The organism is Armatimonadota bacterium (genome assembly GCA_031459765.1).
In the GTDB taxonomy this organism is placed as follows: domain Bacteria; phylum Sysuimicrobiota; class Sysuimicrobiia; order Sysuimicrobiales; family Kaftiobacteriaceae; genus Kaftiobacterium; species Kaftiobacterium secundum.
The window spans coordinates 1-22,901 of the sequence record JAVKHY010000009.1; the positions used below are offsets into that span (position 1 = coordinate 1).

The 22,901-nt window shown below is 70.3% G+C and carries 24 protein-coding genes; 3 read left to right on the plus strand and 21 right to left on the minus strand.

From position 1 onward, the window contains the following. From QN141_10300 to QN141_10330, 7 genes are all read right to left on the minus strand, one after another. Nucleotides 1-177: 2-oxoacid:acceptor oxidoreductase family protein (locus QN141_10300; GenBank protein ID MDR7558866.1), on the minus strand; the 177-nt coding region annotated here is incomplete at its 3' end. Nucleotides 178-180: 3 nt separating this feature from the next. Further along, complete coding sequence (locus tag QN141_10305; GenBank protein MDR7558867.1) at nucleotides 181-933, minus strand: thiamine pyrophosphate-dependent enzyme; 753 nt, start codon at nucleotides 931-933, stop codon at nucleotides 181-183. After that, on the minus strand, nucleotides 930-2,003 hold the full coding sequence (locus tag QN141_10310) for a 3-methyl-2-oxobutanoate dehydrogenase subunit VorB (GenBank protein MDR7558868.1): 1,074 nt from the start codon (nucleotides 2,001-2,003) through the stop codon (nucleotides 930-932). The genes QN141_10305 and QN141_10310 overlap by 4 nt, the downstream gene beginning before the upstream one ends. Before the next feature lie 3 nt (nucleotides 2,004-2,006). Beyond that, entirely contained in the window at nucleotides 2,007-2,240 is a 234-nt protein-coding gene (locus QN141_10315; protein MDR7558869.1) for a 4Fe-4S binding protein, read from the minus strand. After that, the gene (locus QN141_10320) at nucleotides 2,241-2,906 is read right to left on the minus strand and encodes a hypothetical protein (GenBank protein MDR7558870.1); all 666 of its coding nucleotides are present in this window, start codon (nucleotides 2,904-2,906) and stop codon (nucleotides 2,241-2,243) included. Between the two features lie 73 nt (nucleotides 2,907-2,979). After that, on the minus strand, nucleotides 2,980-4,272 hold the full coding sequence (locus QN141_10325; GenBank protein MDR7558871.1) for an acetyl-CoA hydrolase/transferase C-terminal domain-containing protein: 1,293 nt from the start codon (nucleotides 4,270-4,272) through the stop codon (nucleotides 2,980-2,982). Nucleotides 4,273-4,274: 2 nt separating this feature from the next. Continuing rightward, nucleotides 4,275-5,342 (minus strand): alanine dehydrogenase, encoded by a 1,068-nt coding sequence (locus QN141_10330; protein ID MDR7558872.1) that lies wholly within the window; start codon nucleotides 5,340-5,342, stop codon nucleotides 4,275-4,277. A gap of 196 nt (nucleotides 5,343-5,538) precedes the next feature. Between QN141_10330 and QN141_10335 the strand changes: the two genes are divergently transcribed. Together QN141_10335 and QN141_10340 are read left to right on the plus strand one after the other, a co-directional pair. After that, a complete protein-coding gene (locus tag QN141_10335) occupies nucleotides 5,539-6,564 on the plus strand; it encodes an ATP-dependent 6-phosphofructokinase (protein ID MDR7558873.1) in 1,026 nt (341 codons plus the stop codon). A 16-nt stretch (nucleotides 6,565-6,580) separates the two neighbouring features. After that, nucleotides 6,581-7,675 (plus strand): tagatose 1,6-diphosphate aldolase, encoded by a 1,095-nt coding sequence (locus QN141_10340; GenBank protein ID MDR7558874.1) that lies wholly within the window; start codon nucleotides 6,581-6,583, stop codon nucleotides 7,673-7,675. Between the two features lie 3 nt (nucleotides 7,676-7,678). On the opposite strand, the gene QN141_10345 is transcribed toward QN141_10340, so the two are convergent. The 7 genes from QN141_10345 to QN141_10375 form a co-directional block, all read right to left on the minus strand. Further along, entirely contained in the window at nucleotides 7,679-8,602 is a 924-nt protein-coding gene (locus tag QN141_10345) for a hexose kinase (GenBank protein ID MDR7558875.1), read from the minus strand. Next, nucleotides 8,599-9,513, minus strand: a complete 915-nt coding sequence (locus QN141_10350; GenBank protein ID MDR7558876.1) for an ROK family protein — start codon at nucleotides 9,511-9,513, stop codon at nucleotides 8,599-8,601. The genes QN141_10345 and QN141_10350 overlap by 4 nt, the downstream gene beginning before the upstream one ends. Nucleotides 9,514-9,520: 7 nt before the next feature. After that, entirely contained in the window at nucleotides 9,521-10,414 is an 894-nt protein-coding gene (locus QN141_10355) for a carbohydrate ABC transporter permease (protein MDR7558877.1), read from the minus strand. Beyond that, a complete protein-coding gene (locus QN141_10360) occupies nucleotides 10,411-11,307 on the minus strand; it encodes a sugar ABC transporter permease (GenBank protein ID MDR7558878.1) in 897 nt (298 codons plus the stop codon). The genes QN141_10355 and QN141_10360 overlap by 4 nt, the downstream gene beginning before the upstream one ends. 88 nt (nucleotides 11,308-11,395) lie before the next feature. Beyond that, a complete protein-coding gene (locus tag QN141_10365; GenBank protein MDR7558879.1) occupies nucleotides 11,396-12,694 on the minus strand; it encodes a sugar ABC transporter substrate-binding protein in 1,299 nt (432 codons plus the stop codon). A 15-nt stretch (nucleotides 12,695-12,709) separates the two neighbouring features. Further along, a complete protein-coding gene (locus tag QN141_10370) occupies nucleotides 12,710-13,525 on the minus strand; it encodes a glutamine amidotransferase (protein ID MDR7558880.1) in 816 nt (271 codons plus the stop codon). Beyond that, a complete protein-coding gene (locus QN141_10375) occupies nucleotides 13,522-14,580 on the minus strand; it encodes an SIS domain-containing protein (protein MDR7558881.1) in 1,059 nt (352 codons plus the stop codon). Before QN141_10375 ends, QN141_10370 begins: the two co-directional genes overlap by 4 nt. 133 nt (nucleotides 14,581-14,713) lie before the next feature. Between QN141_10375 and QN141_10380 the strand changes: the two genes are divergently transcribed. Further along, nucleotides 14,714-15,478 carry a DeoR/GlpR family DNA-binding transcription regulator gene (locus QN141_10380; GenBank protein MDR7558882.1) on the plus strand — a complete coding sequence of 255 codons (765 nt, stop codon included), beginning with the start codon at nucleotides 14,714-14,716 and terminating at the stop codon, nucleotides 15,476-15,478. Here the strand turns inward: QN141_10380 and QN141_10385 are convergent. The 7 genes from QN141_10385 to QN141_10415 are packed head-to-tail and all read right to left on the minus strand — an operon-like array spanning nucleotide 15,475 to nucleotide 22,881. Then, entirely contained in the window at nucleotides 15,475-16,482 is a 1,008-nt protein-coding gene (locus tag QN141_10385) for a phosphoglycerate dehydrogenase (protein ID MDR7558883.1), read from the minus strand. The two genes, QN141_10380 and QN141_10385, sit on opposite strands and share 4 nt — an antisense overlap. Nucleotide 16,483: 1 nt before the next feature. After that, the gene (locus QN141_10390) at nucleotides 16,484-18,013 is read right to left on the minus strand and encodes an FGGY family carbohydrate kinase (GenBank protein MDR7558884.1); all 1,530 of its coding nucleotides are present in this window, start codon (nucleotides 18,011-18,013) and stop codon (nucleotides 16,484-16,486) included. Between the two features lies 1 nt (nucleotide 18,014). Next, the gene (locus tag QN141_10395; GenBank protein MDR7558885.1) at nucleotides 18,015-18,599 is read right to left on the minus strand and encodes a glucose-6-phosphate isomerase family protein; all 585 of its coding nucleotides are present in this window, start codon (nucleotides 18,597-18,599) and stop codon (nucleotides 18,015-18,017) included. Further along, nucleotides 18,599-20,029: an NAD-dependent succinate-semialdehyde dehydrogenase gene (locus QN141_10400; GenBank protein MDR7558886.1), complete on the minus strand. Its 1,431-nt coding sequence runs from the start codon at nucleotides 20,027-20,029 to the stop codon at nucleotides 18,599-18,601. Before QN141_10400 ends, QN141_10395 begins: the two co-directional genes overlap by 1 nt. 26 nt (nucleotides 20,030-20,055) lie before the next feature. After that, on the minus strand, nucleotides 20,056-21,102 hold the full coding sequence (locus QN141_10405; protein ID MDR7558887.1) for an alcohol dehydrogenase catalytic domain-containing protein: 1,047 nt from the start codon (nucleotides 21,100-21,102) through the stop codon (nucleotides 20,056-20,058). Then, entirely contained in the window at nucleotides 21,102-22,154 is a 1,053-nt protein-coding gene (locus QN141_10410) for a Gfo/Idh/MocA family oxidoreductase (GenBank protein MDR7558888.1), read from the minus strand. The genes QN141_10405 and QN141_10410 overlap by 1 nt, the downstream gene beginning before the upstream one ends. Nucleotides 22,155-22,161: 7 nt before the next feature. After that, nucleotides 22,162-22,881 (minus strand): SDR family NAD(P)-dependent oxidoreductase, encoded by a 720-nt coding sequence (locus QN141_10415; GenBank protein ID MDR7558889.1) that lies wholly within the window; start codon nucleotides 22,879-22,881, stop codon nucleotides 22,162-22,164. Nucleotides 22,882-22,901: the final 20 nt, after the last annotated feature.

The window sequence follows — 22,901 nt, forward strand, 5'->3', positions numbered from 1 at the left end:
CTCGGGGGAGATCACGACGGTGCAGGTGGCGGTCCCCCCCCGCTGCTCCGGGCCGTAGGAGGGCATCCAGGTGGCGTGCTTGCCCTCCAGCACGGCGGCCCGCGTCAGCATCTCCCCCAGGAACAGGATCCCCTGCCCTCCGAATCCGGCGATGATCAGCTCCATCGAGGCGGCCATCGGTCAGAGACGCTCCTTGCCCTCGGAGGTGACGAACTCTCCCAGAGGATACGCCGGCAACATGTTGGCTTCCAGCCAGCGGACCGCCTCGATCGGCGAGAGCCCCCAGGTCACCGGGCAGGTGGAGAGGACCTCCACAAGCGAGAACCCCTTGCCGTCGAGCTGCGCCTGGAAGGCCTTGCGGATGGCCCGCTTGGCCCGAGTGATGTGCGCCACCCCGCACAGGGCCACCCGGGCCAGGTAGGCCACGCCTTTGAGGGTGGCCAGCATCTCCGCGACGTGGAGCGGATGCCCGGCCACACGAACGTCCCGACCGAAGGGCGTGGTCGTGGTCCGCATCCCGGGCAGCGTCGTCGGCGCCATCTGCCCTCCGGTCATCCCGTAGACGGCATTGTTGATGAAGATGACCGTGATCTGCTCGCCGCGGTTGGCGGCGTGCACGATCTCCGCCGTCCCGATGGCGGCCAGGTCCCCGTCGCCCTGGTAGGTAAAGACGACCCGGTCCGGCAGGACGCGCTTGATCCCCGTGGCCACCGCCGGGGCCCGGCCGTGGGCCGCCTGCTGGAAGTCCACGTTGAAGTAGTTGTAGGCGAAAACGGAGCAGCCCACCGAAGCCACGCCGATGGTGCGCCCGCGGATGCCCAGCTCGTCCAGCACCTCGGCCACCAGCCGGTGCGCCACGCCGTGGGTGCAGCCGGGGCAGTAGTGCATCGGCGTCTCGGTGAGCGACTGGGGACGGGTGAAGACCGCTTTCATCGCGCCGACACCTCCGCGGCAAGCGCTTCGATCTGCGCCACCAGCTCCGGGGGGGTGGGAATCGCCCCGCCCAGCCGGCCGTAGAACCGCACCGGCGTGCGGCCCGCGACCGCCAGGCGGACGTCTTCCACCATCTGCCCCGCGCTCATCTCGACGGTGAGGATGGCCGCCACCCGTCCCGCCGCCTCGGCGAAGGCGGCGCTCGGGAACGGATACACGGTGATCGGCCGCAGCAGGCCCACCCGCAGCCCCCTGGCCCGCGCGCGGTCCACGGCGGTGCGGGCGATCCGGGCCACCAGGCCGTACGCCGCCACGGCCACGGTGGCATCCTCCATCCGGTAGGCCTCGTACCGGACCTCCGACTGCATGCGGCGGTACTTCTCCACCAGGCGCCGGTTGTGGTGCTCCAGGGCCTCCGGCTCCAGGTAGATGGAGTTGATCAGCCGCACCGGCCCCTCCCCGGCGCCGGTCGTCGCCCAGGGCGGCGGCTCGCGTGCGGGCGGGGTGTCGGCGCGGAAGGTCACCGGCTCCATCATCTGGCCGGTGATGCCGTCGGTGAGGACCATCACCGGATTGCGGTAGCGGTCGGCGAGCTCGAAGGCCAGCGCCGTCAGGTCCGCCGCCTCCTGGATCGTGGCCGGCGCCAGCACGAGATTCCGCCCGTCGCCGTGGCCGGCCGATTTCGTGGCCTGGAAGTAGTCGGCCTGGGAGGGGGCGATGTTGCCCAGCCCCGGGCCGCCCCGCATGACGTTGATGATCACGCAGGGCAGTTCAGAGCCGACGAGGTAGGACAGCCCCTCCTGCATCAGGCTGATCCCGGGGCTGCTGGTGGAGGTCATTACCCGGGCGCCCGCCCCGGCGGCCCCGTAGACCATGTTGATCGCCGCCACCTCGCTCTCGGCCTGCAGGAAGACGCCGCCGCGGCGGGGCAGCTCGCGGGCCATGTACTCGGCGATCTCGCTCTGCGGGGTGATGGGGTAGCCGAAGTAGGCCCGCACGCCGGCCCGGATCGCCGCCTCGGCGATGGCTTCGTTGCCCTTCATCAGGACCCGCTCGGCCGTCGTCTCCATCGCTCACCCCACCGCCACGCGCGGCGCCCGCTCGACCCGGTACACTGTGATGGCGACGTCGGGACAGACGATGGCGCAGGCGGCGCAGGAGGTGCAGCGCTCCTCGTCCACGAGCGTCGCCGGATAGAATCCGCGGGTGTTCAACGTCGCGCTCACGGCCAGCACCTTCGGCGGGCAAAAGTGCACGCAGAGCTCGCAGCCTTTGCACCGTTCCACGTCGATGACGACCTTGGGCACTCAGGCCACCTCCCGCTCCCAGGGCGGGAGCATGTGGAACACCAGTGGCATGACCTGCCCCTCCAGCTCGACCGCCGCCAGCATCTCGGCGGCCACCGCCGTCCAGGCCACGGGCAGCCCCATCCGGGCCGAGGCCTCCCGCACAATCTCGAAGCCGTCCCGGACGATCTGCGGCGTCGTGGCCTCGCGCAGGTGAGGGTTGGCCACCAGCGCGGTGATGCGCCATCCCGCCGCCTCCTCGAGGGCCTCGCCCACGGCGGCAATCTTCTCCGGGGTCCGGGTGAAGGGCCGGTAGGGGTTCACCACGAGGTACACCGCCGTCTCGGCCGGGAGAAGGTGGACGACCTGGCGCAGGATCAGCGCGCCTGAGACCTCCCCGCCGGCGTCGATCACGATGCGGTCGTCGCCGGTCAGGGCGGCGAACACCTCGGGGATCAGCAGCGGCAGATCGACGGCGTTCCATTCCTCCCCGGGAGCGACGACCCGAATGCGCGCCGCCTCCAGTGCGGCGCGGGCCTCCCGGGCCCGGAAGAACGGATCGACGAGGTCGAGATCGATGAAGGAGACCGACGCCCCGTCCCGGGCCAGGGAGAGAGCGCGGTTGAGGGCCACCTCCGTCTTGCCGCTGCCGACGGGGCCGATGAAGACCTCCACCCGAGGGTTCACGCCGGCCACCCGATTCCATGGTACGGAGCGCTCGAAGGGGGCGGTATCGGGCGGGGGGCCGATATCCGGGCCCCTACAGGTACCGGAGGGCCCGCGCCTCCCGCTCCAGCTGCTCGCGAAACGCCGGGGCGGCGATGGCGATGAGCGCCCGGGCGCGCTGGCGGATCGTCTTCCCGTACAGGGCGGCCACCCCGTGCTCGGTGACCACGTAGTGGACGTGGTTCCGGGAGGTGGTCACCCCCGCGCCCGGCTTCAGCGTGGCCACGATGCGCGAGGCCCGCCCGCCCAGGGCCGTGCTGGGCAGGGCGATGATCGGAATGCCCCCCGCCGACCGGGAGGCGCCGTAGATGAAGTCCACCTGACCGCCCACCCCGCTGTACAGGCGCGTCCCGATGCTGTCGGCGCACACCTGGCCGGTGAGGTCCACCTCGATCGCGGAGTTGATCGCCACCATCCGCGCGTTCTGGGCGATGACGAAGGGGTCGTTCACATAGTCGGTGGGATGGAACTCGATGACGGGGTTGTCGTGGATGAAGTCGTACAACCGCTGCGTGCCCAGCACGAAGCCGGCGATCACCTTCCCGGGATGCAGGGTCTTGCGCTCGCCGGTGATGACGCCCCGGAGGATCAGGTCGATGATGCCGTCGCTGAAGAGCTCGGTGTGGATGCCCAGGTCCTTGTGGTTGGTGAGCCGGGCCAGCACCGCGTCGGGGATGGCGCCGATCCCGGTCTGCAGCGTGGCTCCGTCGGGGATCAGCCCGGCGACGTGGTCGGCGATCCGGGCCACCTCCTCGTCCGCCCCGCCCATCCGGATCTCGGGCAGCGGGTAGTCCACGGGCACGATGTAGTGGAGTTTGCTGATGTGGATGAAGCTGTCACCCAGGGTGCGCGGCATCCGGGGATTCATCTCGGCGATGATGACTTTGGCCGCCTGCGCGGCCGGCTTGGTCAGGCCCACCTCGATGCCGAAAGAACAGAAGCCGTGCTCGTCCGGCGGGGAGACGTGGACCAGGGCGACGTCCAGCGGCAGGGAGCCGCCCTTGAACAGCCGGGGCACCTCCCCCAGGAAGCACGGGGTGAAGTCGGCCCGGCCCTCATTCACCGCCTGCCGCACATTGTCGCTGATGAACAGGGTGTTCACCCGCAGGTGCGCCTCCATCCCCGGCGCGACGTACTCCGCCGGGCCGATGGTGAGCACCTGGACGATCTCCACGTCGTGCAGCTCGGGCGCGCGGGCCACCAGGGCCCGGAGCAGCGTCTGGGGCACCGAGCAGTTCCCCGTCAGGTAGACGCGCATCCCGGGCCGGATGAGGCGGACCGCCTCGTCGGCGCTGACGATCTTCGCCGCATAACCCGTCGCCACCATATTCACGGCCGCACCACCACGCCGGCCTGCAGCTCCCTTGACCGGCGCAGCGCCTCCTGCACGCCCAGCTCCCCCATCAGCTGCAGGTACGGCAGCACGGCATTGGTCCAGGCGTAACTGGCCGTGCGGGCGACCCGGGCCGGGACGTTGGGCACGCAGTAGTGGATCACCCCTTCGGCCACGAACACGGGGTCCCGGTGGGTGGTGGGGCGGCTGGTCTCCACGCAGCCGCCCTGGTCGATGGAAAAGTCGATGATCACGGCCCGCGGCCGCATCGCCCGCACCATCTCGCGGGTCACCAGCACGGGCGCCCGCTGGCCGGCCACGTAGACGGCGCCGATCAGCACATCGGCGAAGGCCACGGCCTTGGCCACGTTGTAGGGCGTGGCCAGCATCGTGACGATGCGCCCGCGACAGGTGGCTTCCACGTGCCGCAGGCGCGAGAGATCCCTATCCAGGATCGTCACCTGCGCGCCGGCTCCCAGGAACGCCTGGGCGGCGTTGGTGCCGACCACCCCGGCCCCCAGGATGACGACGTTGGCCGGCGGCGCCCCCGGAATCCCGCCCAGCAGGATGCCGCGCCCGGCCTGCTCGCCCCGAGGCATGCCGGCCGGTCGCGTCTCCAGCAGCGCGCCGGCGATGACCGGCGCCAGCCGTCCCGCCACCTCGCTGGTCGGCTGCAGCACGGGGAAGGTGCCGTCCTCGGCCTGGATCATTTCCGCGGCGATGGCGGTGACGCCTCCCGCGGCCAGGGCGTTGCGCAGATCCGGCGAGGCCACGCTCAGGTGCAGGAACGCCAGGAGCGTCTGACCGGCGAAGAAGGCGTGCTCCTCCGCGGTGGGGCGGCCGACTTTGACCACAACCGCGGCCCGCCGCCACACCTCCTCCGCGGAGTAGACCACCGTCGCTCCGGCCTGGGCGTACTCCTCGTCCCCGAAGCCGGCGGCCGCCCCCGCGTCGCGCTCGACCAGCACGCGGTGGCCGGCCCGCACCAGGGCGTCGGCTCCCGAAGCGGTCAGCCCGACGCGCTGCTCGCCCGGACGTACCTCCCGCGGCACCCCGAAATCCATGGTCGGATCACGCCTCCACCCGTAGCGTACGAACCGCGGGAACCCCCCAGCAATCAGGCCGGGGCCTGATGGAAATGTCTATGCCGGAATCCGGCGCACACTGTATTCCCTCTGCCCGAGGCCCCCCTAGACTGGGCTGTGAGGAACGTGGTATTTCCGTTGTGAGGACAGTGGTCTCTCTCCGGAGGCTTCCCTCATGCGTATCGCCATCCTCACCGGCGGAGGGGACGCACCCGGGCTCAACGCCGCCATCCGGGCGGTCGCGCGCGCGGCCTGGCAGGAAGGGTACGAGGTGGTCGGGATCCGCAACGGATGGTGGGGTCTTGTCCACAACGACGTCCTCCCGCTCTCTCCTGATCTGATTTCGGGCATTCTCCCGCGCGGTGGAACGGTCCTGGGCACGTCGCGCTACAACCCCTTCAAGGACGCGGCCGACCCGCCGCGGATGCTGGAGACGCTCCGATCCCGCGAGATCGACGCCATCGTGGCCATCGGCGGAGACGACACCCTCGGCGTGGCCCTGAAACTCTCGCAGATGGGAGTGCGCGTCGTCGGCATCCCCAAGACCATGGACAACGACATCCCCGGGACCGACTTCACCATCGGGTTCGACACCGCCGTCAACGTGGTCATGGATGCCTGCGACAAGCTCCATCCCACCGCCGAGGCCCACCACCGGGTCATGGTCGTGGAGGTGATGGGCCGGGACGTGGGCTGGGTGGCCGCGGTGGGCGGCCTGGCCGGGGGGGCCGACATCATCCTGGTCCCCGAGGTGCCCTTCACCCTGGACGAAGTCTGCGAGCGGGTGCGGGCGCGGCACCGACGCGGCCGCAGCTTCAGCATCGTCGTCGTGTCCGAGGGGGCCAAGATCACCGAGCTGGGGACGCAGATCGTTCAGGAGACGCGGGTGGACGCCTTCGGCCACGTGCGCCTCGGGGGCATCGGGGCCGTCCTGGCCAGAGAGATCGAAGCCCGGACCGGCTACGAGTGCCGGGTCACGGTCCTGGGCCACCTGCAGCGCGGGGGGTCGCCCTCGGTGTTCGATCGGGTCCTGGCCACCCGCTTCGGCGTGGCGGCGGTCCAGCTGATCAAGCAGGAGCGGTTCGGTCACATGGTGGCGCTCCAGGGTAACCGCATCACCGCCGTCCCCCTGGCGGAGGCGCTCACCGGGAGCCACGCCCTGGATCTTGAACTGTACAACATCGCCAACCTGTTCTCGTAAGGCGGAGGAAACGACGATGCCCGCCCTGTCCGCCGGGAAACTTGTGAACCTGCAGCGCCTGACCGACGCGGCCGGCCGGTTCAAGATGCTGGCCATCGACCAGCGCGACTCCCTGCGCAACGCCCTGGCCAAAGCGATCGGCGTCACCCCGAAGGACGTGGCCTACGGGGATCTGGCGGCCACGAAGGCCCTCATCACGGAGGTCCTGGCGCCCTGCTCGACGGCCACGTTGGTGGACCCGGTCTACGGCCTGCCGCAGGCGACGAAACTGATTCCCGGCGACGTGGGGCTGCTGGTGGCGGCGGAGGAGACGGGGTACGATCGGGCCGGCCCCGACGGCCGGCAGCGAAAGTCCCGCTTGGTCACCGGGTGGACGGTGGCCAAGGCGAAGCGGGCGGGCGCCAACGCGGTCAAGTTGCTGATCTACTACAATCCCGACGCCGACGGCGATGTCCTCCGTCACCAGCAGGATCTGGTGCGCCACGTGGGGGCCGACTGCGAGCGCGAGGACCTTCCGTTCCTGCTGGAGGTGGTGACCTATCCCATTGAGGAGCCGTCGGCCGATACCCCGGAGTTCGCCCGCAAGCGGCCGCGCCACACGATCGAGTCGGCGCGGGAGTTCAGTAAAGACGAGTACCGCGTCGACATCCTGAAGCTGGAGTTCCCCGGCGACCTGAAGTACTCGCGCCAGTTCTGCCAGGCGGTCTTCGACGGCAAGGAGCGCCCGGCGCTGTTCACTCTGGACGAGGCCCGGGGGTTCTGTCGGGAGCTCGCCGCCGCAGCCGCCCATCCCTGGGTCATCCTGAGCGGCGGCGTGGACATCAAGGAGTTCCTGGTGAACCTGGAACTGGCCGTGGAGGCCGGCGCCAGCGGCTTCCTCTGCGGCCGGGCCATCTGGAAGGACGCCGTCCCGAAATACCCGGACCTCGCCGCCATGCGCGCATTCCTGCAGACTGAAGGAGTCTACAACTTCGCCCGGGCCAACGCGGCGGCGGAACGGGCGCGGCCCTGGTTCGCCCACCCCCGCTTCGGCGGGTGGGAGGCCGTCGCCCTCGCCGACGGCGACGAGCGCTGGTACCAGCGCTACTTCCCCAACCGCCTGTTCGGATAGGGCTCAAGTCAACTGCTCGACGCGGACCCGCCGCTCCAGCGACCGGGCCACCGCACTCTCGACGGCACCCGGCAGCAGCGTGGTGACATCGGCCGCGGCGGCGGCGACGCCGAGGCGCACCGCCTCCACCAACGACCTCTTCCGGAACAGGCCGACGGCGATCCCGGCGGAGAGGCTGTCGCCCGCGCCGATGGTGTTAACCCGTTCCACCTCCGGGGGAGCGACCAGCCAGGCGGCGTCGCTCTGCACCAGCACGGCCCCCTTTTCCCCCAGGGTCACCACGACCGCCTGGGCTCCGGCGGCGAGAAGCTGACGTCCCGCCCTGGCGACGTCGTGCACCGAGGTGAGCCGGCGCCCCAGACTGTCGGCGAGTTCACGACGGTTGAGCTTGGCCACGCTCGGACCTGCGGCGACGCCGAGGCGGAAGGCCTCCCCCGGAGTGTCGAGGATCACGGGACGCGGCTTCGCCCACCCGATGAGGGAGGCGAAGAACCGCGCCGGCAACCCCGGAGGCTGGCTGCCGTTGAGCACGACTACGGAACTGCGCGGCAGATGGGCCGCGATCCGCCGACGCAGCCTACGGACCGCGACCGCATCGACGGAGGCGCCGCGCTCATTCACCACCGTCTCGCTGCGGCCGGGGTCGATGATCAGGGTGCACAGCCGTCCGGGGCCCTCGATGCGCACCGCGTCCAGGGACAGCCCGGCCTCCCGCGCCCCCCGCACGATCGGTCCCGCCGCCTCGCCGGCGACGAACCCCGTGACCAGCGCGGGGACCCCAAGCGCCCGCGCGGCGCGGGCGACGTTGAGCCCCTTGCCGCTGGCCAGGGGAATCGCTTCCGCCGCCCGGTGCACCGCGCCGACGGCAAATCCCGGCACGACCAGCACGCGGTCGTAGCACAGGTTCGGACAGACGCACAGGATCACGGCGGAACCAGCACCAGGCCGGCCGCGCCCATCAGCCCCGCGTCGCGTTCCAGCGCTCCCCGCTCCACCGCCGGCGGGGTCTGGCCGGTCAACCCGGCGGTCCGAACGGCCTGCCGGACGGATTCGACCAGGGGAGAGGCGGCGGAGAACAGTCCGCCGCCCAGCACCAGCCGCTCGGGATCCGTCAGACGCACCAGCAGCACCGCCGCCCGCCCCAGGAACTCTCCGGCCTCGCGGATCACCTCGACGGCCCACAAGTCGCCGGACGCGGCGGCGGCAAAGACCTGCTCCGCGGTCAGGATCTCTTTGGATCCCACCCGGCGGGCCGCGCGCTGCGCAATCCCCCACCCGCCGGCCACCGTTTCCAGGCACCCCCGCCCCCCGCAGCGGCAGGGCTCGCCGTCGGGAACGACGGGGACGTGACCGAGTTCTCCGGATGCGCCTTTCGACCCGCGGTAGAGCCGCCCCCCGCAGATGAACGCGGCGGCGATCCCGGTGCCGGCGCTCAGGTAGACCATCTCTTGCGCCCCGCGCCCCGCGCCCCAGTGGAACTCCCCCCAGGCGGCGGCCCGGACGTCGTTCTCCACCAGGACCGGACACGGCACAACCTCCTGGACGATGGTCCTCACCGGGAAATCGCGCAGGTCCAGGTTGGCCGAGTAGCGGACGACTCCCGCCTGCGCATCCACCAGCCCCGGGACGGCCAGCCCGACGCCCACTGGCTCCGCTCCTTTCTGGCGCATCCCGGCAAAGACCTCGGCGACCGCCCGACGGAGCCGATCGGCGATCAGGGCGTTGCCGCGGTCGTCCCCTACCGGTTGCACCGTCTGCCGGACGATCGCGGGGGCGGCACTGACGGCGGCGACGCGGAGCAGCGTCCCGCCCAGATCGACGGCGATGACCGCCTCCATGGGCCGTCTACCTCGTCGTGGTCACCGTGATCAGCCCGCGGGTGATGTAGCGGCGGAAGGCCATGGCGAAGGCCACCGGGGGCAGCATCGTCAGCACCACGGTCACCGCCACCACGCCGAAACTGACGTCCGGATTGATGGCGGTATTGGCCACGATCACGGGGATCGTCTGCGACCGGATCGTCGAGGTGACGAAGAGCGCAAAGGGAAAGTCGTTGTAGGAGAACATGAAGCTGAAGGCGGTGGCCGCGGCCAGGGCCGGCGCCGTCACCGGCACCACGATTCGCACCAGGGCCTGGAGGCGTGTGCAGCCGTCGACGAAGGCGGCCTCTTCCAGGTCCGGCGGCACCCGCCGGAAGTAGACGGTCAGGAACCACACCGTGAAGGGCAGCGTGAACACCGTGTGAATCAGGATCAGGGCGGCGTAGCGGTCCAGCAGGCCGAGGCGGTTCACGATCAGGTAATAGGGGATGGCCACGGCCATGGGCGGCAGCAGCCGGCTGGCCAGGATGAAGGAGTACAGCGGCCCGGCTCCGGGGAAGCGCAGCCGGGAGAAGGTGTAGGCGGCGAGGGTGCCGAGGACCAGATTGGCCAATGCCACGCTGACCGCCACGATGGTGCTGTTCCGCAGCGCCGGCAGCGCGTCGCGGGCCTTCTCCGAGATGCGCCCCCGGGCGATCCCGGTCTCCTCGTAGCCGGCGGGGAAGCGGCCGGTGAAGACGAACCGGTAGTTGTCCACCGTGAGCACCCGCGGGATCCAGCGGGGGGGGACGCGGAACAGTTCCTTTTCCGGCTGGATGCTGCTCAGGGCCACCCAGGCGAAGGGGGCCAGGATATAGGCGGCCAGCGCCAGGCTGAGGACCACGGGGAGACCGGACCGCAGGACACGCCGCCCGCTCATGTCGCGTAGATCTCCTCGCTGCGCAGCAGACGCAGGTACAGCGCGATGAGTGCCACCAGGGCCAGCGCCAGCAGCACGGCCAGCGCGGCGCCCTGCCCGAAGTTGAAGGCGACGAACATGCTGTTGTAGAGGTAGTAGGAGATCAGCGACGTGGCGCCCGCCGGGCCGCCTCCGGTCATCACGTAGAGCAGGTCGAAGGTGACGATCCCCACCATCGTCTCGTAGACCAGGACGATCAACGTCGTGGGCAGGACCAGGGGAACGGTGATGCGGCGCAGCGCGGCCAGGGCTCCGGCCCCGTCCACCCGCGCCGCATCGTAGAGCTCCTCGGGAATGGCCTGCAGCGCCGCCAGGTAGAGGATCGAGGTGAGGGGCACCTCCTTCCAGATGTGGGCAAAGAGCACGCAGGCCAGGGCCGACCGGGGGCGCGACAGCCAGGGCAGATAGGAGTCGATCAGGCCGAGGGAGTACAGCGCGCCGTTGAAGGCACCGTAGCTGCTGTTGAAGATCCAGGCCCAGATGATCCCGCTGATCACGGTGGGGATGGCCCAGGGCAGCAAGATGACCACATTCAGCAGGGGGGCGAGCGGCGTCCGGGCGTTGAGCAGATGGGCGACGGCGAAGCCGAGGAGCGTGGCCAGGGGCACGGCCCAGGCGACGAAGGTCAGGGTGTGCTGCCAGCTGGCGACGAAGAACTCGCTGCGCACGACATCCAGGTAGTTCTTCAGGCCGACGAAGGGCTGGCTCCACGGTCGATACAGCACCACCTCGCGCAGGCTGGTGAGCAGGGCAAAGGCGAAGGGGTAGAGGGTGAACAGCGCGACGATCAGCACCACCGGGAGCACGGTGGCGTACGCGTAGCGGGTTTCGCGGTACTGTCGCCGAGGTGGCACCGACGTCCGCATGCTCACCAGGTCCGCGGCTTCACACGGAAGGGGGACGGCGCCCCGCCGTCCCCCTTCGCCTCCCCGGCACCGGTCCCTACTTCTTCATCTCCCGCCACTTGGCGGCCGAGGCCTTCAACGCCTCCAGGGCGCTCTTCTGGCCCAGCAGCGCCTTGTTCATTTCCTTCTGGAACTCCAGGCTCCAGGAGCCCCAGAACGGTGTGAGGGCCTCCTTAGCCCGCGCCAGTTTGGCCTGCTGCTCCTCCAGGGTCACGTTCCCCCACTTGTTGATGGCGGCGCGGATCTGCGGATCCTTGTAGAGGGGCAGTTGGGCGAAGCCGAGCCCTTTGTCCAGGGCCCAGCGCTTGACGACCACGAACTCGTTCCCGGTGCGCCCGCCAAAGTACTCCAGGAACTTCCAGGCCGCCTCGCGCACCGCCGGGCCGCGGTCGGCGGCCATCTTGGTCATGGCGTAGAAGCGGACGAAGCCCACGGTCCCGTGGCTCTCGCCCGGCATCAGGGCGAACTTGAACTTCCCGGCCTGAGCGTGGGCCCCCGGGGTGTTCAGGTCGGCCAGGTTGTACTTGGGCAGGACGGCGAAGGCCACCTGGCCGGCGCCCATGGCTTTGACCAGGGGAATCTCCGTGGTCTCCAGGGAGGCCGGGTTGATGATCTTGTGCTTGCGCATGCCGTCCACGAGCCACTGCGCCACCTTGTGCGCGGCGGAGCCCTCACGGTCGTAGATGGGGTTCAGATTGGTGTCGAACATGCGGTAGTCCTTGTACGAGTACACCATGGAGAGGAAGACCTCGATGTACCAGGGGGTGATGTCCTGGAACTGGAACATGATGGGATACTCGACGATCTTCTTCTCCTTCATGGCCAGGGCCATCTTGGTCACGTCGTCCCAGGTGGCCGGCGGGGCGGAGAAGCCCGCGCGCTTCAACATCTCCTCGTTGTAGATGAAGATGATCGTGTCGGCGTAATAGGGCAGACCGTACAGCTTGCCCTTGTAGGTCATGCCCTCGATGGCGTAGGGCGCGAAGTCGGGCTTGTAGGCGTTGACCTGCGGGAAGTAGTCTTCCAGAGGCACGATCCAGTTGGCGGCGGCCCACTGCTGCAGCCAGTGGTCGGAGGAGTAGGCCAGGTCGGTCGGGGTCTTGCCGACGAACCGGGCCGTCATCACGTCCACGTACTTCTCCCAGGCGAAGTCCTGCAACGCGACCTTGATCCCGGGGTTGGCCGCCTCGAACTTCTTGATGTTGTCCAGGATCACGTCGGTGCTGTAGGACCAGACGGTGAAGGTAAGCTGCACGGGTGCGGCCCCGAACGCCGCGCTCCCCGTCAGGATCACGGTCAGGAGAAACGCCAGTACCGCAATACGACGACTGCCCATCTACGCTGCCACCCCCTATCTCGGCGGAGTTCCGTGCCGCCCGGCCAGCCACAGCGTCGCCTGGCGCCAGAACTGGTGGTAGCCGGGCCACTTCATGAAATTGACACCCCAGTGCGGTGTCGTGTCGGAGGCGAAGACCATCGTCCGCCCGCGGCCGTAGTCGCGCACGGCGATGAGGGGATCTTCGGGCGCCTGCGGCCCGGCGCGTACCGTGGCCAGCACCCTGGCTTCGGGCCGTGCCGCAGCCCGGTTGTAGCCCAGCAGCGGGGGGAAGGCGTCCCAGTCGATCCCGGCCATCACGGGATGCGTGCGGTCCCGGACCGTGATGAGGGCCCCCTGAGGCGTCTCCACACGGTCGTCGGTGGCCTGGAAGACCACGGGCAGCGCCTCCTCCACCGGCGTCCCGTGCCACACGCCGTGCCCGAAGCGTCCCTGGAAGGACAGCCAGCCGCCCACCATCAACAACCCGCCGCCCTCTTCGACGAACTGGCGGATGAGTTCGAGGCGGTTGGGCAGCACGATGGTCCGGGGGGACGTCCAGGCCTCGGGCGTGTAGAACTCCGGATAGAAGTAGAAGATGTCGGCTTCGACCTCTTCGATCACGACGACGTCGAACTTCTTCAGCTCGGCCAGTTCCCGGGGGAAACTGCTGTAGACTTCCCAGCTCGGCTGCTGGGTCACCTGAATCTCGCCGCCGCGCTCCAATCCTTCGATGAAGGCTTTGGCCCAGTTGTGGAACTGCAGCCCCTTCACCTCCAGGGCGAAGGGCGAGAGGGCGAACAGCGGGCCGAACATGGCCCCCGCTCCACCGGCATACAGCACCTTCGTCATTGCTCACCTCCCTCCAGTGGGAATCGGGCCCAGGTCACCACCGGCTGGAGAAACCGGGGCGTGTCCGGGTCAACTCCGCGGGCCCGGGCCGCGTGCAGCGCCAGCCACTGCAACCAGATCCCGTCCAGGAGCATGGCCGCCACCGAGCCCAGGGAAACGGGCAGGGGGACGGCCGTCACCCCGTCGACGCCGTCGCCCAGGGCGATGACCCGTGCGCCGAGCCCGGCCACCTGGCGCAGCACCTCCCGCTCGTAGGCCGCCCCGCGGGACGAGAGCACGCCGATGACGACGCCCTCGGAGGCGGCGGCCTTCGGGCCGTGCAGGTACTCCAGGGTGTGGTAGGCGCAACCCGGGGTCAGGGCCATCTCGGTCATCTTCAGCGCGCCCTCACAGGCAATCGCGAACATCGCTCCCGAGCCCAGGTAGACGAAGAACCGGGCCGCGAAGTCGCATCCCCGTGCCTGGTCGGACAGCCGGTCGATCTCGCCGGCGGCGACGGCGGGAATCCCCCGGAGTTCCGCGGCCTGCCGGGAGTCGCCGGCCAGATCGGCGGCGAGATACGCCAGGGCGAGGAGGAGGGAGGTGAATGAAGCGGTCATGACGATGCTGCGCTCCTCCACGGGAAGGACCAGCGCGAGCTGGCTGGCCTGGAGGAGCGGGCCGCTCCCCGCGCAGGTGACCGCTAGGGTGGTTGCCCCGCGATCCCGGAGGCGTCTCGCCGCCCACACCGTCTCCGTCGTCTCCCCGGAACGCGAGACGGCGATCAGCAGCGACGGCCGGCCGCCGAGGAGGAGGTCCTCCGAAGCGAAGAGGATCTCCGAAGACGGCAGGGCCCGGCAGGGGACGCGCAACGCGTCCTGCAGCAGATGTGCCGCCGCAATGGCGAGGTAGTAGGACGAGCCGCATCCGGTGAGGAGGATCTGGTCGGGCGCAGTGGTCTCCCACAGCTGCCGCACGGCCCGGGCCGCAGACGCCGTCTCGCCGAGTACGCGCTCCCACACCTCGGGCTGGGCGCGGATCTCCTCCTCCGTGTACCGGCCGAGCGCCTGCGCCAATGGGTGCCTCCGGCCGACTGCCCCGAGCTCCACAACCAGAATTGATCGTTTGTGCAATCATAGATTATCAATCGGTCACAATTTTGTCCAGAAGCTTGAGCGACTTGGCCAATCCTGGCACAATGCGGGTAGCATGAGGGACAGGCCCTCCGATCGCAGGCAGCGCATCCTCGAGATGCTTCGGGAGGCCGGCGAGATCAAGACCGACGATCTGGTCGTCCGGTTCGGCGTCTCACCGGCCACCGCCCGTCGCGACCTGCGCCTGTTGGAGCGGCAGGGGCAGGCCATCCGTCTGCACGGTGGGGCGGCCACCCCCGAAATTTCCCTCTACGAAGCCTCCTACCGCGAGCGCGAACGCAGCCACAGTGCGGAGAAGCGCCGCATCGCCGCGGCGGCCGCGGCCCTCGTCGCGGATGGCCAGACGCTGGCCCTCACCGGCGGGACGACGACCACGGCCGTGGCCCGGGCCCTGCGCGGGCGCGACGTGGTGATCGTAACCAACGCGGTCAACATCGCCATGGAACTCGCCCGCGAGCCGCGCACCCGCGTCCACCTCACCGGAGGGCGGCTGCGCGGGTCGTCCTACGAACTGGTGGGCCCGGCAGCCGCCCAGGCTCTGCAGGGCCTGAACGTCGATCTGGCCTTCATCGGCGTGAACGGCGTCTCCGTCGCCCGGGGCCTGACGACGTTCAACGAGGAAGAGGCGGAGGTCAACCGCGCGATGACCGCCGCGGCCCACCGTGTGGTCGTCGTGGCCGACCGCAGCAAACTCGGACGGGCGACCCTGGTGCAGATCTGCCCCATCGACGCCGTGCACGTCCTGATCACCGACCGCGACGCCCCCGCGGCGGAAGTGGCGGCGTTCCGGCAGGCGGGGATCGACGTGATCCTGAGCTAACCGGGTTCTTCCCCGTGCGGCGGGGGGTGCGCCCCGCCGGCGGGCACCGGGTAGGAGGGGGGGTCCCCACGAAGCACGGCAACGACGTCGGAGGCGGCCATGAGATCCATGCGCGTCATCGCCTCCAGCGTGTGGGCGCCGATGTGGGGGGTGAGGATGACGTTTGGCGCGCGGAGCAGCGGGCTCTCCCAGGGCGGCTCCACGGTGAAGACATCGACGGCCGCGCCGGCGAGTCTGCCCCCCTCAAGCGCGGCGGCGAGAGCCTCTTCGTCGATCACCCCGCCCCGGGCCACATTCACCAGCACGGCCGTTGGCTTCATCCAGGCCAGCTCGCGCGCTCCGATCAGTCCCCGCGTCTTTGGAGTCAGGGGGACGTGGACGGAGACCGCGTCCGCCGTGCGCAGGAGGTCCTCCAGGGGCAGGTAGGCGATGCCGTGCGCCAGGGCATAGGGACGGTCCTCCGCCACGTCGAAGGCCACCACGCGCATCCCCAGGGCGCGGGCCCGTTCCGCCACCCCTCGCCCGATCCGTCCCAGGCCGACCACGCCCAGCGTCCGCCCCCGGGCCTCATAGCCCAGCACCGGCTCCCATCGGCCCTCCCGCACCGTCCGGTCCGCGGCCACGATGCCGCGCCACAGGGCGAGCAGCAACGCCACGGTCAACTCGGCCACGGCGTCCGTGTTGGCGCCCGGCGTGTAGGTGACCGCGATGCCCAGGGCCGCCGCGCCGGCCAGGTCGATGTTGTCCACGCCCACGCCGTGTCGGGCGACCACGCGGAGCCGGGGACTCCCGGCGAGCACGCGGCGGGTGACCTGATCTGTCCCGACGATCAGGGCCTGGGCGTCGCGCGCCAGACCCACCATGCGATCCTCGGGCCAGGGCGCCCCCTGCCCCGCCATGACGACATCCAGCCCGGCCTCTTCCAGCAGGCGGATCCCGTCCGGAACGTAGCGACCGAAGGATCGCGAGGTCACGACGACCCGCGGCGAGGGCCCGGTCGCCATCTCACTGACCGGCCAGTCCGGCAACCGCCTGCCACAACGCATCGTGGCCGGCGACAAGCGACTCGTAGAGCGCCGCGGCCCGGCGATAGGGTGCGGCGCGCTCCGGATCGGGAGTGAATCGGGCCTCGGGCCAGGTGAAACGGCTCACGGCGTCATTGAGGTCGTCAAAGATTCCCACACCGTATCCGGCGAGAATGGCGGTACCCAGCGCCGCCGCCTCGGTCCGGTTCAACCGCACGTAGGGCAACTGCAGCACGTCGGCTTTGACCTGGTTCCACAGGGCGCTTTTGGCGCCCCCGCCGACCACGCGCACCTCCTCGAACCGCAACTCCGGAACCAGGTGGCGCGCCACGGAGAGGTAGATAGCGTACTCATACGCCACGGCCTCCAGCAGGGCGCGATAGAGGTGGGGAATGCCGTGCGCCCAGGTCAACCCGACCCAGGCTCCCCGCAGATCGGGACGGTTCGGGCAGACCCGGCCCCCCAGGTGGGGGACGAAAAGGAGCCCGTCGGCGCCCGGCGGCACGCCGGCCGCGCGGTCATCCAGCGTCTCGTAGCCCCATGTCGTCTCGCCGCCGGCGCGCAGCAGGTCGCGGAACCAGCGCAAATTCAGCCCGCCCCCGTTGATGTAGCCGATGACGTACCACAGCCCTTCGGGCACGAGGCGGGCCGTCAGGAGCGTGCGGTGTCTCAGGTCGGGGGAGAAGCGCGGGACGCAGGGCGCGAACACCGACGCGGTGCCCGCGGCGTCGTAGACGATGCCCGGCCGGAGAATCCCCGCCCCGAGCATCGCCGCGGCCTGGTCGCCGGCGCCGGCCACCACCGGGGTCCCCTCGGCGAGCCCGAGGCTGGAGGCGCCTGACGCGGTGAGGCGGCCCACGACCGCCCAGGGCTGGACAATCCTCGGGAACTTATCTTCCGGCAGGCCGAAACGCGACAGCAACTCCGCCGACCAGCGCCCGGCCTGAGGATCACCGAAACACGAGAAGTGGAGGTAGGTGGGATCGATGAAGGCCTCCGCAGCCTCCAGCCCGCACAGGGCCCCCGCGATGTAGCCGGCCGGCATGATGACCTTCGCCGTACGGGCGAAGACCTCGGGACGCTCCCGCTGCCACCAGAGGATCTTGGGTCCGTGGGTGTAGCTCGGTGGCCCTCCGGTCAGGGCGATGATCTGCTCCGCCGCCTCCCCCATCTCCGCCACGCAGCGTCCGCACCGAGTGTCCAGCCAGGAGTCGTAGGGCGCCACCGGACGGAAGCGCTCATCGATGAGCGCGATACCGGCCATCTGTCCGTCGAAGCCGATCGCCGCCACGTCTGCCGGTCGGACGGCGGCTTCCTGCACGCACCGGCGCACGGCGCGCGCCGTCTCGCCGAGCATCTCTTCGAGATCCTGCTCCACGTGGCCCGGCGCAGGCTGGATCAGATGGGACGGCTCGGCGGCTTCCGCCAGGACGGTGCCGTGGTCATCGATCAGGACCGCCTTCGTCGCGGTCGTGCCGACATCGACGCCGCACAGGTATCTTTGGGCCATGCTAGCCGCTCCCCCCGACGGACCGACGGGGGTTGGGCACGACGACCACCTCCCCCGCCTGATGGACAACGAGGAGGTCGAACCCCGACGCCGCGAGCGTGGCGTAGTCGTGCCCCGCGTCCGCGGGATAGGTGTAGAGGAAGATCAACGGCTCCTCTCCGGTGTTCACGCTGCGGTGCGCCCATCCCGGCGCGACGTAGACCACCGTCCCCGGCTCCAGCGGCAGGGTCCGGGCGTCGGCCCCTTCGGCCTGCACCACCAGGCAGCCCCGGCCCCGCAGTCCCACATAGACTTCCGCCGTGTCGCGGTGGCGGTGATAGTGCCCCCGGGTCATAAAGAACTCCGTGCCCACGCGTCCCGGATAGACCACGGTCACGCCGAACATCAGGTGACCGGGGGCTTCCGGCAGCGATGGTTCAAAGGTCTCGTAGATGACGGGATCACCGGCGCCGATGAGCGCCTCCAGCGCCGCCGCATCCTGGAAGACGCCGCGCAGATCGTGCGCCCGCCGCGGATGCCGCGCGGCCGGGGCCATCGCCGCCTCCGGGTCGGTGGTCAGACGCACGAGCAGTGGTTCGACCGCCATCACAAAAGCTCCAGCCGGATGTGTTTGACCAGCAGGTACTCCTCGAGACCATGGTGGGAGAGCTCGATGCCGAGTCCGCTCTCCTTCCACCCGCCGTAGGGGAACGGCACCTCACCGCCGGCGACGTTGTTGATCCCGACCGTGCCGGCCTCCAGCCGCTCCGCCACAACCATCGCGGTGCGCAGGTCGCGCGTAAAGGCGTAGGCCACCAGGCCGTACGGCGTGTCGTTGGCCATGGCCACGGCCTCCTCCATCGTGGCAAAGGGCATGATGGGCGCGACGGGGCCGAAGGTCTCCTCACGCATCACCTTCATGGAGTGATCGACGTCGAGCAGGACCGTGGGCTGGTAGAAGAAGCCGCGGGAAAACTCCGCCGGCCGCGCCCCGCCGCAGGCCACCGTGGCACCGCGGGCCCGGGCATCGGCGACGTGCTCTTCGACTTTCTCCCGCCCCTCCCGCGTGGTCATCGGGCCGAGGTCGGGATCGTCCAGCCCGGGACCGAGGCGCAGGCGCCGCGTCTCCTCGACGAAGGCCTCGACATAGGGCCGGTAGATGTCCCGGTGCACGTAGACGCGGTTGATGGCGTTGCAGATCTGCCCGGCGTTGCGGAACGCCCGGTACACCCCGGCCTTGGCCGCGGCGTCGAGCGGCGCGTCCGGGAAGACCAGGAGCGGGCAGTGGCCCCCCAGTTCCAGGGAGATGCGCTTCACGCCGTCGCTGGCCATGGCCATGATCGCCTTCCCCGTCTCGGTCTGACCGGTGAAGGCGATCTTGCGGATGGCCGGATGCTTGACCAGGGAGGTCCCCACGGTGGCCCCGGGGCCGATGACGATGTTGATCACGCCGGCGGGAGCCCCGGCCTCCATCAGACACTCCAGAAACCGAGAGACCGCCACGGGGGTGGCCGACGGCGGCTTGACGACGAGCGTGCACCCGGCGGCGAGCGCGGGGGCCACCTTCCAGGCCAGCAGGAGCACCGGGTAGTTCCAGGGGCCGATCGCCGCGACCGGCCCGACCGGCTGGCGGATCACCAGGCTGCGCCGGTTCGGGTTGTCATTGGGCAGGATCTCGCCTGCAATCCGCCGGGTCTCTTCGGCATAGTACTCCAGGGCGTCGATCCCGGCCTGGATTTCGCTCCGCGCCTCGCGCAGCGGCTTGCCCTGTTCCAGGGTCAGCAGCCGCGCCAGCTCGTCGATGCGCTCTCTGATCAGGGCCGCCCCACGGCGCAGCAGCCGGGCCCGCGCCGAGGGAGCACTCTGAGCCCAGGCGGGAAACGCCGAAGCCGCAGCCCGGGCGGCACGATCCACGTCCTCGACGGAGGCCGTGGCCGATCGCGCCACCACCGTTTCGGTGGCCGGATCGATCACGTCGGCCGGACGACCGCCTCCTTCGACCCGTTCCCCCGCGATGACCAATGGAACCCACTCCACGCCGTCTCCCTCCTTGCCGGACAGATTCAAGGCGCGCCTCCGGGACGGATCACCACCTTCAGGACGTCCGGCGCCCGGGCGCGCAGGAATGCCTCCTCAAGCTCCCCCAGGGGGAGTTGAACGGACACCAGCCGGCCGAGCGGCAGACGTCCCGAGGCCGCCAGGTCGATCGCACGGCGGTATTGACGGGCGCTGGACCCGCTGGTCCCCGTGACCGTCAGCTGGCGGTAATGAATGCGGTTGGCATCCAGGATGGGCGGGGCCGTCCCGCGCGTCAGGCCGGCAAAGACGTGGATGCGTCCCAGCGCCGCCGCCGCGGCCAGAGCCTGCTCCAGCGGCTCCCGTGCCGGGACGGCTACGATGACGACGTCGAAACCTCGACCCGCGGTGAACTCCCCCACCGCATCGGAGACCTCCTCCGGCGTCACCACCGCGTCCGCACCAAAGGTCCGGGCCTGGGCCCTCCGAAAGGATTCTGGCTCCACGGCGACGACCGATGCCGCGCCCAGCGCGCGGCTGACCAGCAGGTGCATCACCCCCATCGGCCCGGCGCCGAACACCAGCACGCGGTCGCCCCACCCCGTACGGACCGCCTCGTGCGCGTTGAGAACGCAGGACAGCGGCTCGACCAGTGCGGCCTCCTCGTCGGGCAGCGCCGGAGGGAGCGGGACAACATTCCCCCGACGCACCGCCGCCGCCGGTACGAGGACGTAGTCGGCCAGCGCGCCATCGATGCTGATGCCGAGCGCTTCATAGGAAGCACAGAGGTGGTCGAGCCCGCGGGCGCACAGGTCACACCGCCCGCAGCCGAAGTTCGGGGCCACCCCCACCCGCATCCCCTCCACCACCTCGGGAGCCGCGTCGCTCGGCTGCACGACCTCGCCCGCGAACTCGTGCCCCAGCACCCGCGACGTTCCCGGCGGGATCTTGAAGTGCCCGTGGGCGATAATCTTCAGATCCGTGGCGCAGATGGACGCGGCGCGGACGCGCAACAGCAGGTCATCCCGTGACGGCCGCGGGATGGGCCGCGCCTGCAGACTCAGTCCGCCGTCGGCGTACACGCCGGCGTGCATCACGGGGATGTCGCCTCCTCCAGCGACGAGGGCTCCGCCCGGCCGACCGCCTCCGCGTGCCCCGAGCGCAGCGAGGCCTCGGCCGCCATGACCACTTCCAGCGCCCGCAGGCCGTCGATCGCCCCCGCCCGCGGCGGGCGTCCCGTGCGGACGCTGTCGATGAACGCCTGGTCCTCCCGGCGGTACGCCTCGCGGTGGCGATCCCGCCAGCTGCGAAAGGTCCGCCCGGTGACGGCCCCGTCGCGGCTCACCCGCACCACGGTGCCCTCCGGCACCGCCCCCACGGTCACCATGCCTTGGGTGCCGAGCACCTCGAGACGCGCATCGTAGCCATAGTCGACCGGACACGCTCCCTCGATCGTGGCCAGAGCCGCGTTGTCCAGCTCTCCCACGATGACCCCCACATCGTAGAAGTCCGGGTGGTCCCGCAGGACATCGGTCGCCTTCAGGGCGCGGGCACGGGCGTAGACCCTGACGAACTCGCCGCCCGACAGCCAGCGGATGACGTCCACGTCGTGGCTGTTCACCTCGCCGAACAGTCCGTGGCTGCGTGCCGTCTCCAGCGCCCAGGGTGGAGGCAGACCCGGCCCGCGCGTGAGGGAACGGAGGAAAACGATGCGGCCGATTTCGCCCCCGGCGATCACCTCGCGGGCTTCCTCGTATTCCGGATCGTAGCGGCGCATGAACCCCATCTGGAAGATCACGCCGGCGCGGCGCACCGCGGCGACCATGGCCAGACCCTCGGCGATGGTGACGGCCAAGGGTTTCTCGCATTGGATGTGCCGGCCGGCGGCGGCCGCGGTCAGGACCAGCTCATGGTGGGTGAAGGTCGGGGTGGCGATGCACACGGCCTCAAAGGCCACAGACTCGAGGGCCTGGGTCAGCGTCTCGAAGGCCCGAGCCCCGAACTCCGCCGCCGCGGCGTCCCGCGCCGCGGCCACGGGATCCACGACGGCGACAACTTCCGCCCCCGGGATCGACCGGGCATAGTTGCGCCCGTGCACCATCCCGGCCCGTCCTGCTCCCACCAGACAGATCCGGACCCGCTCCATCGCGGTCTCACCCCGCTACCAGACCGTAGCCCCCGCTGACCCCGACGACGGCGCCGGTCACGAACGAGGCCTGGGGAGAGGCCAGAAAGGCGATCACCTCCGCCACCTCCTCCGGCCGTCCCAGACGTCCCAGCGGGACCACAGAGACAAGCCGATCGGCCGCAGCCTCCCCGCCGAGCATGGCGGTCTGGATCTTGCCGGGAGTGACGGCGTTGACCCGGATGCCGGACGGGGCGAGTTCGCGCGCCAAGGCGCGCGTGAAGGCCACCAGCCCGCCCTTCGCCGCCGCATAGTGCACGCCGGAGGTCCCCCCGGTGAGGGCGGCGGTGGAGGCCACGTTGACGATCGCCGGCTGAGGACTTCGGCGCAGCCAGGGCAGGGCGGCCCGGACGCAGAGAAAGGCGCCGGTGAGGTGGACAGCCAGCATCCGGCTCCACCGCTCCACGCTGAGGGATTCCACCGGCCCCGGATCGTAGTGCCCGGCGTTGTTGACGAGCACGTCCAGCCGGCCCCAGCGGGCGGTGAGGGTGGCCACCATCTCCTCGACCTCCTGCGGGTCGCTCACATCGGCGCGCACGACGAGGGTTTCTCCGCCCAGGGCGGCAATCGTTCCGGCCACGCTGCGCGCGGCAGTCTCGTCGCGCGACCAGTTCACGGCGATCCGGAATCCGCGGCGCGCCAAGGCCACCGCCGTGGCCGCTCCGATCCCGCGTGACCCCCCGGTCACCAGCGCCACCGGCGGCCCGG